This is a genomic window from Variovorax sp. GW821-FHT06D12, from assembly GCF_059419205.1.
In genome coordinates, this window is record NZ_JBWKRI010000005.1 from 275035 (window position 1) to 290579 (window position 15545).

The following is a 15545-nucleotide window of genomic DNA, read 5'->3' on the forward strand; positions in this document are numbered from 1 at the left end:
GCCCGGGTCACGCCCAGGCGTCGAACACCGCGCCGCGCACGGCCTCGACCGCCGCCGAGCGCTGGCCGCCGGCCGGCGCGATCCAGCACAGCCAGGTGTGTGAGCGCCAACCGTTCCAGATCTTCAGTTCGCCCTGGCGCTCGCCCTGCTCGGCCTGGTCCAGCCGCATCAGGCCCGCGCCCATGCCGCTGGCGACCATGCTGCGGATGGCGCTCTCGCCGTCGGCGGTGACGCCCTGGCGGTAGTCGCGCCCGGCCGAGGCGAACAGTTTTTCGAGGTGCGCGCGAAGGATGCACGAGGGTGGCGTGCCGACCCAGGTCAGGTCGGTGAGCTGCGCGAGCGTGAGCTCGGGGTGCGCCTGCGCCACCGCCAGCGGCAGGCCCACGGCCAGGTCGACCACGCCCAGGCGCCGCAGCTCGAAGCCTTCGAGCCGCTCGGCATCGCTGAGCACATAGGCGCAGTCGAGTTCGCCGCGCTGCACGGCCGCCAGGGTTTCGTACGACAGCCCCTGCTTGAGCTGCAGCGTGACCTGCGGATGCTGCTGCGCCAGCGTGACCAGCACGCTGCCCAGTCGCAGCGCCACCGGATCGACCACCGTGCCGAAGCGCACCACGCCCTGCGCCGCGCCGCGCAGCTGGTCGGCGGCCGACTGCATGCGCATCGCCGAGGCCAGCGTGCGCTCGGCCTCTTCGAGCAGGCGCTGGCCGGCCGCGGTGGGCGACATGCCGCGCGGCGTGCGCTCGAACAGGCGCACGCCGAGTTCGTCTTCCAGCGCCTTGAGCTGCGCGCTGGCGGCCGGGGCGCTGGTGAACACGCGTTCGGCGGCGCGGGTCAGGTTGCCCTCCTTCGCGATGGCAACGAAGGTCTTCAGTTGGTACAGCTCCATGACCGCGGATTGTGAGCGCGTGCGACGCAGTCGTCCGTTCGCTTTTTCGGAAGCCCCTGTCCAAAGAAACGAATGGCCTTCGCGGCGGCCCGTCCCCATCCTTCAGGCCACGCACTCCCCTGTTTCCTTGAAAGGTTTTCCCGTGTCCTCCCCTCCCTCACGCCTGCCGGGCATCGCGGCCCTGCTCTTCGCCACCGCCAGCTGGGGCAGCCTGTTCCTCGTCGGCAAGGGCGTGCTGCAGCACGTGGCGCCGGTGTGGCTCACGCTCATCCGCTACACCCTGTCGGCGCTGGTGTTCGCCGCGCTGCTCGGCCTGCGCGGCAGCGGCGGCTGGCACAAGCTGCGGCAGCATGCGGTGCCGCTGGCGCTGCACGGCTTTGCGGGCTTCGGCGTGTTCAGCATCCTGCTGTTCGTCGGGCTCTCGCACTCGGTGCCCTCGCACGGTGCGGTGCTGATCGCCACCACGCCGATCACCACGCAGCTGCTGCGCTGGTGGCTCGACGGCGTGCGCCCGACGCGCACGACCCTGCTGACCGCCGCGCTGGCGCTGGCCGGCGTGGCCACGGTGGCCGGGCTGCTGTCGCCCGGTGGCGCGGGCCTGTCGCACGACACGCTGCTCGGCGATGCCATCGCCTTCGTCGGCACGCTGGGCTGGGTGGTCTACACGCGCGGCGCGGCGCGCTTCCCGACGCTCGACACGGTGGACTACACCGCGCTCACGGTGCTGGCCTCGTGGCCGCTGCTGCTGGCCGTGGCGGTGGGCATGACCGTGCTGGGCGCCTCGCCCGCGCCCGATGCGCAGGGGCTGCGCCTGTCGTGGCAGGTGCTGCTGTACGTGGGGCTGGTGCCGTCGGCGCTCGCGGTGCTGGCCTTCAACCACGGCGTGCGCGCGCTCGGCGCGGTCACGGGCACGGCCTTCCTGAACTTCGTGCCGGTGTCGGCGCTGCTGATGGGGGTGGCGCTGGGCAAGCCGCCCGCGACGCACGAGATCGTCGGCGTGGCGATGGTGGTGGCGGCGCTGCTGCTGCATGTGGCGGCAGCGAAGCGGGCGGCGACGCCGGTGGCCCCGGTTCGCGTGCCGTCGCCAGGCCAGCGCACCTGCGGCGTCACGCCATGAACAGCGCTCAGCCCTCGGCGCGGCTGCGCCGGAAGATCGCGTAGTTGCCGTTCGCCATCCCCACGAGCACCTCGCCCACGTACAGCCACGACTCCAGGTTGGCGACGGTGCGCCCGCGGTTGAGCAGCGTGGTCCTGCAGACGACCTGGCCTTCGAACACGGGCTTGAAGTAGTTCATCTTGATCTCGATGGTGGCGCAGATCTCGCCCGCCTCGAGCGTGGGGTACAGCGCCGTGCCCATGCCCGTGTCGGCCAGCGCATACAGCACGGCGCCGTGCACCACCTCGTGCGGGTTCAGGTGCTGCGGCGCGACGACCAGCGTCATGGTGCTGGCGCCGGCGGTGGCTTGCTCGCAGTGCAGGTCGATCAGTTCGGCGAAGGGGTGTTTCATGGCGACGGGAAATGAACGGACCGGCCGACTGTAGACCGCACGGCCGTCAGTCGCCGAGCGCGCGGTAGAAGTAGGTGGTGCCGCACGGCGTGCCGTCGGGCAGCAGCGCGTAGCCGGGAATGGTGCCCACGCGCTGCCAGCCGCAGCGGGTGTACAGCCGCTCGGCCTCGGGGCTGGAGGTGTCGAGCACCAGCAGGGTCTTGCCGTGGTCGCGTGCGCGCTGTTCGGCGCCCTTCATCAGCAGCGCGCCGAGGCCGTGGCGGCGCGCGCGGCGGTGCACCAGCATCTTCGCGACCTCGCCGCGGTGCGGCTGGTTCTCGGGCTGCGCCAGCACCAGCTGCACGGTGCCGACGATGCCCGCGTCGTCCTCGGCCACGAGCAGCTCGCGCTCGCCGCGCGCCACGCCGTCGGCCACGTGGCGCCAGAAGGCCCGCGCGCGCTCGGGCGTGAGCGGCTGCATGAAGCTCACCGAGGCGCCGCCGTCGACGCAGTCGATGAGCACGTCGGCCAGCGCGTTCAGCTCGGCCTCGGTCACGGAAGAAAGGGCGCGCAGGCGCGGGGTGGGGGCAGCAGTCATGGTCATTTCCGGTTGGCGTGAGAAGGCGCGCTGGTGATGACGACCGCGTAGCGCGCCGTCTCGCGGGTGGGGTTGAAGTAGCTCGTCGGCTGGTCGAGCACGAGCGCCAGGCAGTCGCCCGCTTCGAGCCGGTGTTGCTGGTCGCCGACCGCGAGTTCGATGCAGCCTTCGAGCACCCACACCTGCTGGTGGATGCGCGGCTCGCGCGCGCCGGTTTCGTAGGCCACGCGCGCGCCGGGCGGAAACAGCACCTCGACGATCTGGATCGGCGAGGCGTCGCCGCCGGCCGAGACGTTGCGGCGCAGGTAGCCCGAATGCGGATCGCGCCATTCGAGCTGGTCGGCGCGGCGCGACACCGGGCTGGCGGCCGGCGCGTCGGACTCGAACAGCGAGGCCAGCGGCACGCCCAGGCCGGTCGCGAGTTTTTCGAGCAGCACGGCCGTCGGACTGCTCTCGCCGCGCTCGATCAGAGAGATCATGGAGCGGCTGACGCCGCAGTGCGTGGCCAGGGCGTCGAGCGAGAGATCGCGCGCGGCGCGCAGGGCGCGCACGCGCTGGGCGATGCGGTCGTTGAGGCTGGGGGTCGAAGCCGATTCTTCTTTCATATTGGATGAAATATCCAATGAAATAGAAACTCAGTCAACCCCGGGCTGAAAGCTGGCCGTCTCGGCCGCAGAGACTTGCTCGTCGAAGTGACTGTTCTTTGGAGAAATATTCATGCCGATCGCTGAAATCATCCAACACATCACCACCACCGACGCACCATGAGCGCCAACGATCCCGCCCCCCTGCCCTCGGCCTTCGCCACCTTCGCCGACGGGCCCGCCGCGCCGTCCGCGCTGCGCGCCCGCATCACGGCCGCCTGCCGGCCGCCCGAATCGGAGGCGCTGGCACCGCTGCTCACGCAGGCCCGGCTGCCGGCCGACCAGGCCGCCGAAGCCCACGCCCTGGCCCATCGCATCGCCCACCAGTTGCGCCAGCGCAAGCACGGCGGCGGCCGCTCGGGCCTCGTGCAAGGCCTGCTGCAGGAGTACGCGCTGTCGTCGCAGGAAGGCGTGGCGCTGATGTGCCTGGCCGAGGCGCTGCTGCGCATTCCCGACGCCGACACGCGCGACGCGCTCATCCGCGACAAGATCGCGCAGGGCCAGTGGCAGGCGCACGCGGGGCACAGCCCGTCGGTGTTCGTCAACGCCGCCACCTGGGGCCTGCTGCTCACGGGAAAGCTGGTGGCCACGCACAGCGAGACGGGCCTGTCGGCCACGCTCACGCGGCTGATCGGCAAGGGCGGCGAGCCGCTGATCCGCAAGGGCGTGGACATGGCGATGCGCATGATGGGCGAGCAGTTCGTCACCGGCGAAACCATCGCCCAGGCGCTGGCGCATGCGCGCACGCTCGAAGCGCAGGGCTTTCGCTATTCGTACGACATGCTCGGCGAGGCCGCGCTCACGGCCGACGACGCGCGCCGCTACCGCGCGGCCTACGAAGACGCGATCCACGCCATTGGCCGCGCCTCGAACGGGCGCGGCGTGTACGGCGGGCCGGGCATCTCGATCAAGCTGTCGGCGCTGCACCCGCGCTACAGCCGCGCGCAGTACACGCGCGTGATGGCCGAGCTGTACCCGGTGCTGCGCGACCTGGCCCTGCTGGCGCTGCACTACGACATCGGCCTGAACATCGACGCCGAAGAAGCCGACCGGCTCGAACTCTCGCTCGACCTGCTGGAGCGCCTGTGCTTCGAGCCCGCGCTGGCGGGCTGGCAGGGCGTCGGCTTCGTGGTGCAGGGCTACCAGAAGCGCTGCCCCTTCGTGATCGACTGGGTGATCGACCTCGCGCGCCGCAGCGGCCACCGGCTCATGGTGCGCCTGGTGAAAGGTGCCTACTGGGACAGCGAGATCAAGCGCGCGCAGCTCGACGGGCTCGCGGGCTACCCGGTCTACACGCGCAAGGCCTACACCGACGTGTCGTACCTCGCGTGCGCGCGCCGGCTGCTCGATGCGCCCGACGCGGTGTACCCGCAGTTCGCCACGCACAACGCCCACACGCTGGCCGCGATCTACACCATGGCCGACCCGTCGCGCTACACGCCGGGCCAGTACGAGTTCCAGTGCCTGCACGGCATGGGCGAGCCGCTGTACGAGCAGGTGGTCGGCCCGCTCGGGCGGCCCTGCCGCATCTACGCGCCGGTGGGCACGCACGAGACGCTGCTGGCCTACCTGGTGCGGCGGCTGCTGGAGAACGGCGCCAACACCTCGTTCGTAAACCGCATCGCCGATGCGTCGATTCCGCTCGACACGCTGGTGGAAGACCCGGTCGCGACCGTGGAGCGCATGGCTGCAGAGGAAGGCGCGATGGGCCTGCCGCACGCGGCCATTCCGCTGCCGGCCGCACTCTACGGTGCGCAGCGCGCCAACTCGCAGGGCCTGGACCTCGCGAGCGAAGCCACGCTGCATGCGCTCGCCGCCACGCTGCAGGCCAGCGCGAGCGAGCCCTGGCGCGCGACGCCGATGCTCGCCGCGCCACGCGCAGAAGACGAAGCCAGTCGCACCTGGGCCGAGGTGCGCAACCCCGCCGACCGCCGCGACCTCGTCGGCCAGGTGCAGGACGCGGTGCCGGGCGACGTGGCCTCGGCCCTTGCGCAGGCCGAAGCCGTCGCCACCACATGGGCCGCCACGCCGCCCGCCGAGCGCGCCGCCGCGCTCGAGCGCGGCGCCACCCTGCTCGAAGCGCAGCAGCCGCGCCTGCTCGGCCTCTTGATGCGCGAGGCCGGCAAGAGCGGCGCCAACGCCATCGCCGAGGTGCGCGAGGCGGTCGACTTCCTGCGCTACTACGCGGCGCAGGCGCGCACCGACTTCGCCAACGCCACGCACCGCCCGCTCGGGCCGGTGGTGTGCATCAGCCCGTGGAACTTTCCGCTCGCGATCTTCACCGGCCAGGTGGCCGCGGCGCTCGCGGCCGGCAACCCGGTGCTGGCCAAGCCGGCCGAGCAGACGCCGCTGGTCGCCGCCGAAGCGGTGCGCGTGCTGTGGGAGGCCGGCGTGCCGCGCGCGGCGGTGCAGCTGCTGCCGGGGCGCGGCGAGACCGTCGGCGCCGCGCTGGTCGGCGACGCGCGCGTGCAGGGCGTGATGTTCACGGGCTCGACCGAGGTCGCGCGCCTGCTGCAGAAGACGCTGGCTGCGCGCCTCGGCGCGCACGGCGCGCCGGTGCCGCTGATCGCCGAGACCGGCGGGCAGAACGCGATGATCGTGGACTCGTCCGCGCTGGTGGAGCAGGTGGTGGCCGACGTGATGGCCTCGGCCTTCGACAGCGCGGGCCAGCGCTGCTCGGCGCTGCGCGTGCTGTGCGTGCAGGAAGAAGCGGCCGACCGCCTCGTGGCGATGCTGCAGGGCGCGATGGCCGAGAGCTGCATCGGCAACCCCGCGCGACTCGCGGTGGACGTGGGCCCCGTCATCGACGACGAGGCGCGCGACGGCATCGAGCGCCACATCGCCGGCATGCGCGGGCGCGGCCGACGCGTGTTCCGCCAGGGCCGCGAGTTCGGCCACGACACGCGCCACGGCACCTTCGTGCTGCCCACGCTGGTCGAGCTGGAACACCTGGGCGAGCTGCAGCGCGAGGTGTTCGGCCCCGTGCTGCACCTGCTGCGCTACCGCCGCCGCGACCTGGGCGCGCTCATCGGCCAGATCAACGGCAGCGGCTACGGCCTCACGCTGGGCGTGCACACGCGCATCGACGAGACCATCGCGCAGGTGGTGGCGCAGGCGCAGGCCGGCAATGTCTACGTGAACCGCAACATGGTCGGCGCCGTGGTCGGCGTGCAGCCCTTCGGCGGCGAAGGGCTGTCGGGCACCGGGCCGAAGGCCGGCGGGCCGCTGTACATGGCGCGCCTGCTGTCGGCGCGGCCCGACGACGTGCTGGCGCGCGCCGTGGCCGAAGACCGACCCGTGGCACCTGCCAGTGGCCTCGCGGCGCTCGAAGGCTGGGCGCGCGACACGGGCCGCGACGCACTCGCCGCGCAATGCCGCCGCTTCGCGGGCCTGGCCCACGTCGGCCGTGCACGCACGCTGGCCGGCCCGACCGGCGAGCGCAACGTCTACACGCTGCAGCCGCGCGAGGCCGTGCTGTGCCTCGCGGATGCGGAAGCCGACCGCCTCGTGCAGCTGGCGGCGGTGCTGTCAGTCGGCAGCACCGCCATCTGGCCCGCCGATGCGCCCGGCGCGCACGCGCTGCTGGCCGCATTGCCCGACGAGGCGCGCCACGCGGTCGTGCTCGCCAACGACTGGCGCGCGCCCACCGTGGTCTTCGACGCCGTGCTGCACCACGGCGACGCCGGCCACCTTGCCAGCGTGCTGCAGCAGGTGGCGGCGCGGCCCGGCCCCCTCGTCGGCGTGCGCGGCTTCGCGCCGGGCGACACCGGCATTCCGCTCGAAAGCCTCGTGCTGGAGCGCGCGCTGAGCGTCAACACGGCCGCGGCCGGCGGCAATGCGAGCCTGATGACGATCGGTTGAGCGGGCTTGGAAGGTGTGAAGAAACCGTAGCGAGCGGCCCGAGGTCGCATCGAGGACCGGAGCCGTACACGCGTACGGTGAGGACCGCAGATGCGAGATCGGGACGCGCAGTAGGTTTATTCACACCTTCAACGGTCGAACGCCGGGTCGATGGGCACGCGGTAGCCGTTGACCAGCCGGTTCGTCTCGTTCGCCATGCCGACCACGGCCATCAGCTCGGCGAACATGGCCGGCGTCATGCCGGCCTTTTCCGCGCCCGCGTGGTGGCTCGCGATGCAGTAGCCGCAGTTGTTGGTGACGCTCACCGCCAGGTAGATCATTTCCTTCACCACCGGGTCGAGCGCGCCCGGCGCCATCACCTCCTTGAGGCTGGCCCAGGTGCGCTTCAGCGTGGCCGGGTCGTTGGCCAGGTACTTCCAGAAATTGTTGACGTCGGGCACGTTGCGCGACGCCTTGATGTCGTCGAACACCGCGCGGACTTCGTCGGAAGCGGCGGCGTGCTCGATGGGCTGGGGTTTCATGCGATCTCCTGAAGTGTGAATGCGCGATGGAAAGCAACATTTGCTTTCGGTACCTTCACATTTATTGTGAATTAGGTCCTAGGTTCACGCGCCCTGCGGTTCATACAGTCGAAGCGTCACACATCAAGCGCGCCATCAGGCGCCATCTCAGGGAGAAGAGAGAACCATGGAACACGTCACACAGCACGTGGGGGGCGGTGCGCGCGCCGCATTCGTCTGCAAGAAGAAAACCCGAGGCATCGCGGGCGCCGTGCTCGCACTGGCCGCCGGCTTCGCCGGCCCGTCGGCCTGGGCCGATGTGAGCCTGGGCGGCACCAGCTACACCACCGGCTCAGGCGCGGTCTGCAGTTCGGGCGGCGCCGGTCCCACGTGGGCCTGCCAGGTGCCCAACGCCAGCGGCGGCTTCGCGCTCATCACCGGCGTGCCGACCGACCCCGTGAACGGCGGCCCCGATGCCGCAGCCTTGCAAGGCATGGTGAGCGGCAACCTCGGCGGCGACGCGCTGCTGCTCGGCGGCACGGCTGCCAAGGCCACCGGCTTCGGCAGCGTGGCGGCGGGCTCCGACGCACGCGCCACCGAAACCTACGCCACCGCCATCGGCTCCACCACCGTGGCCGCGGGCGTCAGCAGCACCGCGGTGGGCAACGTGGCCCAGGCCTTCGGCACCAACGCCACGGCCATCGGCGCCAACAGCACGGCCGTGGCCACCAGCAGCGTCGCAGTGGGCGACCGTGCCACCGCGAGCGACATCAATTCGACCGCGCTCGGCGCCAACACGCAGGCGCGCAAGAAGAGCAGCCTGGCGGCCGGCGACAAGGCGATTGCCGACGGCATCAACGCCGCCGCGCTGGGCGCGAACACGCAGGCGCTGGCCGACAGCGCCGTGGCCGTGGGCGACCGCGCCACCGCGGGTGCCGAGTCGGCCGTGGCCGTGGGCCGCCAGAGCACGGCCTCGGCCGCCTCGGCCGTCGCCATCGGCACGGGCGCGACGGCGAGCGCCATCAACGGCGTGGCGCTGGGCGCCGGCGCCACCGCCGATCGCGCGGGCATGGGCGGCCAGCAGGAGCGCTTCTCGAACGTCGCCGTGGGCTCCACGCAGGGCGCGGTCTCGGTCGGCAGCGCGGGCGGCGAGCGGCAGATCACCAACGTGGCGGGCGGCACGCAGGCGACCGACGCGGTCAACGTGCGCCAACTGCAGGCCGTGCAGGCCGGCGCGGTCAACTACGTGACCAACGTGGACGGCAGCGTGAACCACAACCAGATCGTGCTGGGCAACGGACAGGCGCCCAACGGCACCACCGTGTCCAACGTGGCGCCCGGCGTGGCCGGCACCGACGCCGTGAACGTCAACCAGCTGAACGCACAGAGCGCGCAGTGGCGCGACGCCATCCGCGTGAACCAGCGCGACGCCAACGCCGGCACCGCTGGTGCGATGGCCATGGCCGGCATGCCGCAGGCCTACATGCCGGGCAAGAACATGATCGCGGCCGGCATCGCCGGCTACGAGGGCCAGAGCGCCCTCGCGGTCGGCTTCTCGAGCATCTCGGACAACGGCAAGTGGGTGATGAAGTTCACCGGCTCGGCCAACTCGCGCGGCAACGTCGGCGTCTCGGCCGGCGCGGGCTTCCAGTGGTGAGCCGCATGAACCACAGAACCGCCACCGCTCCAGGCCCCACGCATTCTTCCTTCATGACACGTACTTTCCTGCCCACCGCCGCGCTGCTGGCCTTGCTCACCCTCGCCGGCTGCACCTCGTACGTGAGCCGCGGCATCGACAGCGACGGCAAGGCCGCCGAACTCGTCTGGCCCGGCGCCGACCAGCAGCAGACCTGGCAGACCGAAGGCAGCTTTCCGAACCGCGAGAACCTGCGCGCCATCGGCCCCGGCGCGACCAAGGACCAGCTGTACGCGCTCATCGGCCGCCCGCACTTCGACGAAGGCATGGCGGCCGTGCGCGAGTGGGACTACGTCTTTCACTTCCGCTCGGGCGGCGGTGCGACGAGCTGCCGCTACAAGGTGATCTTCGACACGGCCTACAAGGCGCGCAGCTTCCACTGGAACCCGGCGATCTGCGCCGAGCTGGCCAAGGGCTGATCAGCCGCCCTGCGGCGGCTCCGGCCGCCGCCACAGCCACGCCAGCACGACCGCCATCGAGCCGATGGCGACACCCGCGAGCCACGGCTTGTGCGCGGTGAACCCGATGACGACCGCGCAGAACGCCATCGCCGCGGTGGCGCTCCACTTGGCGCGACGGCTCACGGTGCGGCCGTTTTCCCAGTTGCGCAGCAGCGGCCCGAAGAGCCGGTGGTTCAGCAGCCAGCGGTGCAGCCGCGGCGAGCTGCGCGCCGCGGCCCAGGCGGCCATCAGCACGAAGACCGTGGTCGGCATGCCCGGCGCGACCACGCCGATGGCGGCCAGCACGAGGCACAGCGCGGCAAAGGCCATCAGCAGCCAGCGCACGAGCAGCGGCAGCGGCCGGGGCTCCACGGCAGCGGGCGGGTTCTGGGGGTCTTCGGCGGGCGTCACGGGCCGATTGTCTTTCTTTCTCTTTCACCGCACCGACGCGCTTGATTCAGATCAACCGCGCGCCGCTTTCGGCTGCCGATACTGGACTTTTACATCCACCTGCAAAGTTCTGAAGACCATGGCCCACCTTGTATGGAAGACCGAGCTCAATACGGGGATCCATGAGATCGACACGCAGCACCAGCGCATCGTGCAGTACATCAATGCGCTGGACGATGCCCGGCGCACGAACGACCGCCAGGCCGTGGGCCGGATCATCGAAGAGACCATCGACTACACCGCCTCGCACTTCGCGTTCGAGGAGGCCATGATCGAGGACGCGGGCTACCCCTTCACCGGTCCGCACCGAAAGGTGCACGAGATCTTCGTGCGCCGCGTCACCGAGTTCCGCGCGCGCTTCGAGCACGGCGAAGAGGTGCTGGCCGAGCTGCACGACATGCTCTCGCGCTGGCTGTTCAACCACATCCGCCACGAAGACGGCGCGTACGTGCCGACCGTGAAAGCGCACCTGCACACGACGGATTCGTCCGCGGAGGTGCTGGTGCATGCGCAGGTGCGCAAGGCGGTGCAGCAAGGCGGCGCCGCGGGGCAGGTCAAGATGGGGTGGATGCGGCGCCTGTTCGGCGGCTGACGCGGCTTTGACGCCGCGCCACGGCCGCCTCGTCACTCCTCGACGAAGGCTTCTTCACGCTTGGCCTTCACTGAAGGCAGCAGCACCACGATGAGCAGCAGCGCCGCCGCGGCCAGCAGCCCCGCCGACAGCGGACGCATGACGAACACGCTCCAGTCGCCGCGCGACAGCAGCAGCGCGCGGCGCAGGTTCTCTTCCATCATCGGCCCGAGGATGAAGCCCAGCAGCAGCGGCGCGGGCTCGCACTTGAGCTTGAGGAACAGGTAGCCCACGATGCCGAAGATCGCCACCATCCACACGTCGAAGGTGTTGTTGTTCTCGGAGTACACGCCCACCGCGCAGAACAGCACGATCGACGGAAAGAGCCATTTGTAGGGAATGGTCAGCAGCTTGATCCAGATGCCGATCATCGGCAGGTTCAGCACGATGAGCATCAGGTTGCCGATCCACATCGAGGCGATGAGGCCCCAGAACAGCTCGGGGTTGCTGGTCATCACCTGCGGGCCGGGCTGGATGTTGTGGATCGTCATCGCCCCCACCATCAGCGCCATCACGGCGTTGGGCGGAATGCCCAGCGTCAGCAGCGGAATGAACGAGGTCTGCGCACCGGCGTTGTTGGCCGACTCCGGCCCCGCCACGCCGCGGATGTTGCCCTTGCCGAAGGGCACCTCGCCCTGCTTGAGCTTGATGCGCTTCTCGATGGTGTAGGCCGCGAAGGCCGACAGCAGCGCGCCCCCGCCCGGCAGGATGCCCAGGGCCGAACCCAGCGCGGTGCCGCGCAGCACCGCAGGCGTCATGCGCCGGAAGTCTTCCTTGGTGGGCCACAGGCCCTTGACCTTGGCGGTGAACACCTCGCGCTCATGCTCGGGCACGGCCAGGTTGGCGATGATCTCTCCGTAGCCGAACACGCCCATCGCGATCGCGATGAAGCCGATGCCGTCGGTCAGCTCGGGAATGTCGAAGCTGTAGCGCGCCACGCCCGAGTTCACGTCGGTGCCCACGAGGCCCAGTGCCAGTCCGAGCAGGATCATCGTGATGGCCTTGAGCAGCGAGCCCGAGGCCAGCACCACGGCGCCGATCAGGCCCAGGATCATCAGCGAGAAGTATTCGGCCGGGCCGAACTTGAAGGCCAGCTCGGTCAGCGGCGGCGCGAAGGCCGCAAGAATGAGCGTGCCGACGCAGCCTGCGAAGAACGAGCCCAGGCCCGCCGCGGCGAGCGCCGGCCCGGCCCTCCCCTTGCGCGCCATCTGGTAGCCGTCGATCACGGTCACCACCGACGACGATTCACCCGGCAGGTTGACCAGAATGGCGGTGGTCGAGCCGCCGTACTGGGCGCCGTAGTAGATGCCGGCCAGCATGATCAGCGCCGACACGGGCGGCAGCGCGTACGTGGCGGGCAGCAGCATCGCGATGGTCGCGACGGGGCCGATGCCCGGGAGCACGCCGATCAGCGTGCCCAGCAGACAGCCGACGAAGGCATAGACAAGGTTCTGCGCGGTGAAGGCCACGCCGAAGCCGATCGAGAGGTTGGTAATCAGGTCCATTGTTCTCTTGGATTTCTTGTTGTTCTGCGCGGGTCAGCCGGCGATGAAGGTGGGCCACACCTGGAACTGCAGCTTCAGCGCCACCACGAAGGCCAGGTAGCTGCCGAGCGCGAGCACGGTCGCCAGGAGGGTCACGCCCTTCCAGCCGAAGCTGTCGCCCGCCAGGCTCGCGATGAAGGTCAGCGCATAGATCGCGACGATGAGCCCCATCGACGGCAGGCCGATGCTCGGCAGGCCGCCGAGCAGCACGCCGAACACCAGGTTGGCGCCGATGATGAACAGCAGCGGCTTCCATGCGATGCGGCCCACGGGCTCGCCGTCGGCGGTCTCGACCGTGAGGGCCTTGAACGTGATCAGCACGCCCATGCACGCGATGAGGATGCCCACGATGAGCGGAAAGTAGCCGGGGCCCATGCGGGCGCCGGTGCCCACGTTGTAGGTCGTGGCGCCCCATGCGAAGGCCACGCCGAAGGCGCTGAAAAGCACGCCCGAGCAGAAGTCTCTCTGACTCTTGATTCTCACCGTTGATGTCTCCTGGAACTGCGTTGATCGGCACAGGATGTGCGTCAGCGATCCTAGGAATTCAGCGCCGCGGTGTGTATGAACAAAGCATTGCCATTCGGCAATGTTCGAGATGCGAGGAGACGAAGAAGGCGCCGCTCAGGCGTCCGCCGTCGGCAGGTCGATGCAGGCGCGCAGGCCCGGACGGGCATCGCCGAACTGCAGGCGCCCGCCATGCAGCGCCACCACCGCCTGCACGCTCGCGAGCCCCAGGCCGTGGCCCGGCGTGCTGTGATCCAGCCGATGGAAGCGCACGCCCAGGCGCTCGTACTCGGCGCTCGGAATGCCGGGACCGTCGTCCTGCACGAACAGCTGCGCACGCCCGTCCACCGTGTGCGTACCGATGCGCACGGTGGCGCCGGCCCCGCTGTACTTCAGCGCGTTGTCGAGCAGGTTGGCCGCCGCGCCCGCGAGCAGGTCGCGGTCGCCCAGCGCGATGGCGCGGTCGGCCGGCTCGCGCAGCAGCGCGATGCCCCGCACCTCGGCCACCGCCTCGTACAGCTCCGCCACGTCGTCGGCAATGACGTGCAGCGCCACCGGCGCGAACTGCTGGCGCCGTGCGCCGGCCTCGACCTCGGCGATCTGCAGCAGCTTCTCGAACATCACCGCCAGCTCCTCGAGCTCGCGGATGGCGGTGGCCACGGGCTCGCGCTGTGGATGGTGGGCGTCGCCCAGCCCCGCCTCCACCGCACGCAGGCGCACCAGCACGCGCGTGAGCGGCGTGCGCAGGTCGTGCGCGATGGTGTTCGACACGTGGCGCACGCCGTCCATCAGCGACTGGATGCGGTCGAGCATCGCGTTGATGTCGCCCTCCAGCAGCGCGAACTCGTCCTCCTGGCCCGAAGGCACCACGCGCTCCTGCAACTCGCCCGCCGCGATGCGCGCGGCCGTGCGCCGCACCGCGCCCACGCTGCGCTCCAGCTCCTGGCGGAAGACGAAGGTGCCGCCGATGAGCAGCAGCACCGCCACGATGCCCGCCGCCGCGCTGGCGCTCGCCACCAGCGATTCGATCGACTCCTGGTCGCGCAGGTCGTGCCCCACCACGAGCATGCCGCCGTCGGGCAGCGGGCGCATCACGAGGTAGGCGATGACGGTCTGGCCCGCGCGCACCACGCGGCGGTGCACGCCGTCGCCCGCATCGGGCGCCAGCGAGGGCATCTGGTCGAGGTTGCCCGCGCGCTTGTGGCCCTCGCGGTCGGTGAGCAGGTAGATCTCGTTGTCGGAATTGCGGCCGTCGGAGAGCGCATGGGCGATCTCGCCCGCCACGCCTTCGGCGCCGCGCGCTTCGTAGCGCACCACCAGCTGCTGCACGCTGGCGGCCACCTGCCGCACCATGCGCTGCTGCAGCACGCCCACGGTCTGCATGTAGACGATGGCCAGCGCGGCCAGCATGGTGATCGCGACGAGCAGCCCGTAGTAGAAGGCGAGCCGGAAGCCGACCGAGCGCCACAGCTGGCGCAGGGCCCGGGTCATTGCGGCGCGGCCAGCGTGTAGCCCACGCCGCGCACGGTGTGGATCAGCGTCGGCGCGCCGCCCGCATCGAGCTTGCCGCGCAGGCGGCTCACCTGCACGTCGATCACGTTGGTCTGCGGGTCGAACTGGTAGTCCCACACGGCCTCAAGCAGCATGGTGCGCGTGACCACCTGGCCCGGATGCATCATGAGATAGGCCAGCAGCCTGAACTCGCGCGGCTGCAGCGCGATCGGCCGGCCGCCGCGCTCCACATGGCGGCGCGCCAGGTCGAGCGTGAGGTCGGCCAGCTGCAGCGTGCGGATCTCGGGCCCGCTGCGCGAGCGCCGCACCAGCGCCTCGGCGCGCGCCGCGAGTTCGGAGAAGGCAAAGGGCTTGGCCAGGTAGTCGTCGCCGCCGGCCTTGAGCCCGCGCACGCGCTCGTCGAGCGCGCTCAATGCGCTGAGCACCAGCACCGGCGTCTTCTTGCCGAGGGCGCGCATCGTCGTGAGGATCGACAGGCCGTCCACGTCGTTGGGCAGCATGCGGTCGAGGATGACGAGGTCCCACGTCTCGCCCGTGGCGCGCGCGAACGCATCCGCGCCATCGCGGCTGATCACCGCCACATGGCCGAGCGAACGGAAGCCTTCGGCGATGTAGCGCGCGTTGTCGGCATCGTCCTCGACGATGAGGCAGTTCCAGATGACGGTGGGGCCGAGCACGTCAGTCGGTGCGGCCACGGCGAGAAATACCCATGGATGGCGGTGCGGTTGTGCTCACGTTGCGGCCCCTGGAATGCAAGGGCGTGCGACACAAATCCTAGCCCAGCTGGAAGCG

15 protein-coding genes are annotated in these 15545 nt (G+C 70.6%); 5 read left to right on the forward strand and 10 right to left on the reverse strand.

Annotated elements, in window-relative coordinates:
* Positions 1-7: 7 nt before the first annotated feature.
* Entirely contained in the window at positions 8-886 is an 879-nt protein-coding gene (locus AC07SQ_RS17545; protein WP_495272369.1) for a LysR family transcriptional regulator, read from the reverse strand.
* A 142-nt stretch (positions 887-1028) separates the two neighbouring features.
* Between AC07SQ_RS17545 and AC07SQ_RS17550 the strand changes: the two genes are divergently transcribed.
* Positions 1029-2003: a DMT family transporter gene (locus tag AC07SQ_RS17550; protein WP_495272368.1), complete on the forward strand. Its 975-nt coding sequence runs from the start codon at positions 1029-1031 to the stop codon at positions 2001-2003.
* 7 nt (positions 2004-2010) lie between these two features.
* Here the strand turns inward: AC07SQ_RS17550 and AC07SQ_RS17555 are convergent, their stop codons facing one another.
* Genes AC07SQ_RS17555 through AC07SQ_RS17565 form a run of 3 tightly spaced genes read right to left on the reverse strand, consistent with a single transcriptional unit; the run spans position 2011 to position 3576 of the window.
* Positions 2011-2394 (reverse strand): PaaI family thioesterase, encoded by a 384-nt coding sequence (locus AC07SQ_RS17555; protein WP_495272367.1) that lies wholly within the window; start codon positions 2392-2394, stop codon positions 2011-2013.
* A 46-nt stretch (positions 2395-2440) separates the two neighbouring features.
* Positions 2441-2977, reverse strand: a complete 537-nt coding sequence (locus AC07SQ_RS17560) for a GNAT family N-acetyltransferase (RefSeq protein ID WP_495272366.1) — start codon at positions 2975-2977, stop codon at positions 2441-2443.
* Positions 2974-3576 carry a helix-turn-helix domain-containing protein gene (locus AC07SQ_RS17565; RefSeq protein ID WP_369631294.1) on the reverse strand — a complete coding sequence of 201 codons (603 nt, stop codon included), beginning with the start codon at positions 3574-3576 and terminating at the stop codon, positions 2974-2976. Before AC07SQ_RS17565 ends, AC07SQ_RS17560 begins: the two co-directional genes overlap by 4 nt.
* A gap of 159 nt (positions 3577-3735) precedes the next feature.
* On the opposite strand from AC07SQ_RS17565, the gene putA reads away from it, so the two are divergent.
* Positions 3736-7476 carry a trifunctional transcriptional regulator/proline dehydrogenase/L-glutamate gamma-semialdehyde dehydrogenase gene (gene putA / locus AC07SQ_RS17570; protein WP_495272365.1) on the forward strand — a complete coding sequence of 1247 codons (3741 nt, stop codon included), beginning with the start codon at positions 3736-3738 and terminating at the stop codon, positions 7474-7476.
* Positions 7477-7604: 128 nt separating this feature from the next.
* Here the strand turns inward: putA and AC07SQ_RS17575 are convergent, their stop codons facing one another.
* Positions 7605-7997 (reverse strand): carboxymuconolactone decarboxylase family protein, encoded by a 393-nt coding sequence (locus tag AC07SQ_RS17575; RefSeq protein WP_159273919.1) that lies wholly within the window; start codon positions 7995-7997, stop codon positions 7605-7607.
* A 166-nt stretch (positions 7998-8163) separates the two neighbouring features.
* Between AC07SQ_RS17575 and AC07SQ_RS17580 the strand changes: the two genes are divergently transcribed.
* Together AC07SQ_RS17580 and AC07SQ_RS17585 are read left to right on the forward strand one after the other, a co-directional pair.
* Positions 8164-9633 (forward strand): YadA family autotransporter adhesin, encoded by a 1470-nt coding sequence (locus AC07SQ_RS17580; RefSeq protein ID WP_495272364.1) that lies wholly within the window; start codon positions 8164-8166, stop codon positions 9631-9633.
* Between the two features lie 53 nt (positions 9634-9686).
* Complete coding sequence (locus AC07SQ_RS17585) at positions 9687-10091, forward strand: outer membrane protein assembly factor BamE (RefSeq protein WP_495272363.1); 405 nt, start codon at positions 9687-9689, stop codon at positions 10089-10091.
* On the opposite strand, the gene AC07SQ_RS17590 is transcribed toward AC07SQ_RS17585, so the two are convergent.
* On the reverse strand, positions 10092-10523 hold the full coding sequence (locus tag AC07SQ_RS17590; RefSeq protein WP_495272362.1) for a YbaN family protein: 432 nt from the start codon (positions 10521-10523) through the stop codon (positions 10092-10094). It abuts the gene before it with no gap.
* 118 nt (positions 10524-10641) lie between these two features.
* On the opposite strand from AC07SQ_RS17590, the gene AC07SQ_RS17595 reads away from it, so the two are divergent.
* The gene (locus AC07SQ_RS17595; RefSeq protein WP_493196112.1) at positions 10642-11154 is read left to right on the forward strand and encodes a bacteriohemerythrin; all 513 of its coding nucleotides are present in this window, start codon (positions 10642-10644) and stop codon (positions 11152-11154) included.
* Between the two features lie 32 nt (positions 11155-11186).
* Here the strand turns inward: AC07SQ_RS17595 and AC07SQ_RS17600 are convergent, their stop codons facing one another.
* The 4 genes from AC07SQ_RS17600 to AC07SQ_RS17615 all read right to left on the reverse strand — a co-directional run bounded on the left by AC07SQ_RS17600 (position 11187) and on the right by AC07SQ_RS17615 (position 15412).
* Positions 11187-12698 (reverse strand): tripartite tricarboxylate transporter permease, encoded by a 1512-nt coding sequence (locus AC07SQ_RS17600; protein WP_070060062.1) that lies wholly within the window; start codon positions 12696-12698, stop codon positions 11187-11189.
* 33 nt (positions 12699-12731) lie between these two features.
* On the reverse strand, positions 12732-13220 hold the full coding sequence (locus AC07SQ_RS17605; RefSeq protein ID WP_062481184.1) for a tripartite tricarboxylate transporter TctB family protein: 489 nt from the start codon (positions 13218-13220) through the stop codon (positions 12732-12734).
* A gap of 138 nt (positions 13221-13358) precedes the next feature.
* Complete coding sequence (locus tag AC07SQ_RS17610) at positions 13359-14732, reverse strand: sensor histidine kinase (RefSeq protein WP_495272361.1); 1374 nt, start codon at positions 14730-14732, stop codon at positions 13359-13361.
* Positions 14729-15412 carry a response regulator transcription factor gene (locus AC07SQ_RS17615; protein WP_159274070.1) on the reverse strand — a complete coding sequence of 228 codons (684 nt, stop codon included), beginning with the start codon at positions 15410-15412 and terminating at the stop codon, positions 14729-14731. The genes AC07SQ_RS17610 and AC07SQ_RS17615 overlap by 4 nt, the downstream gene beginning before the upstream one ends.
* Positions 15413-15545: the final 133 nt, after the last annotated feature.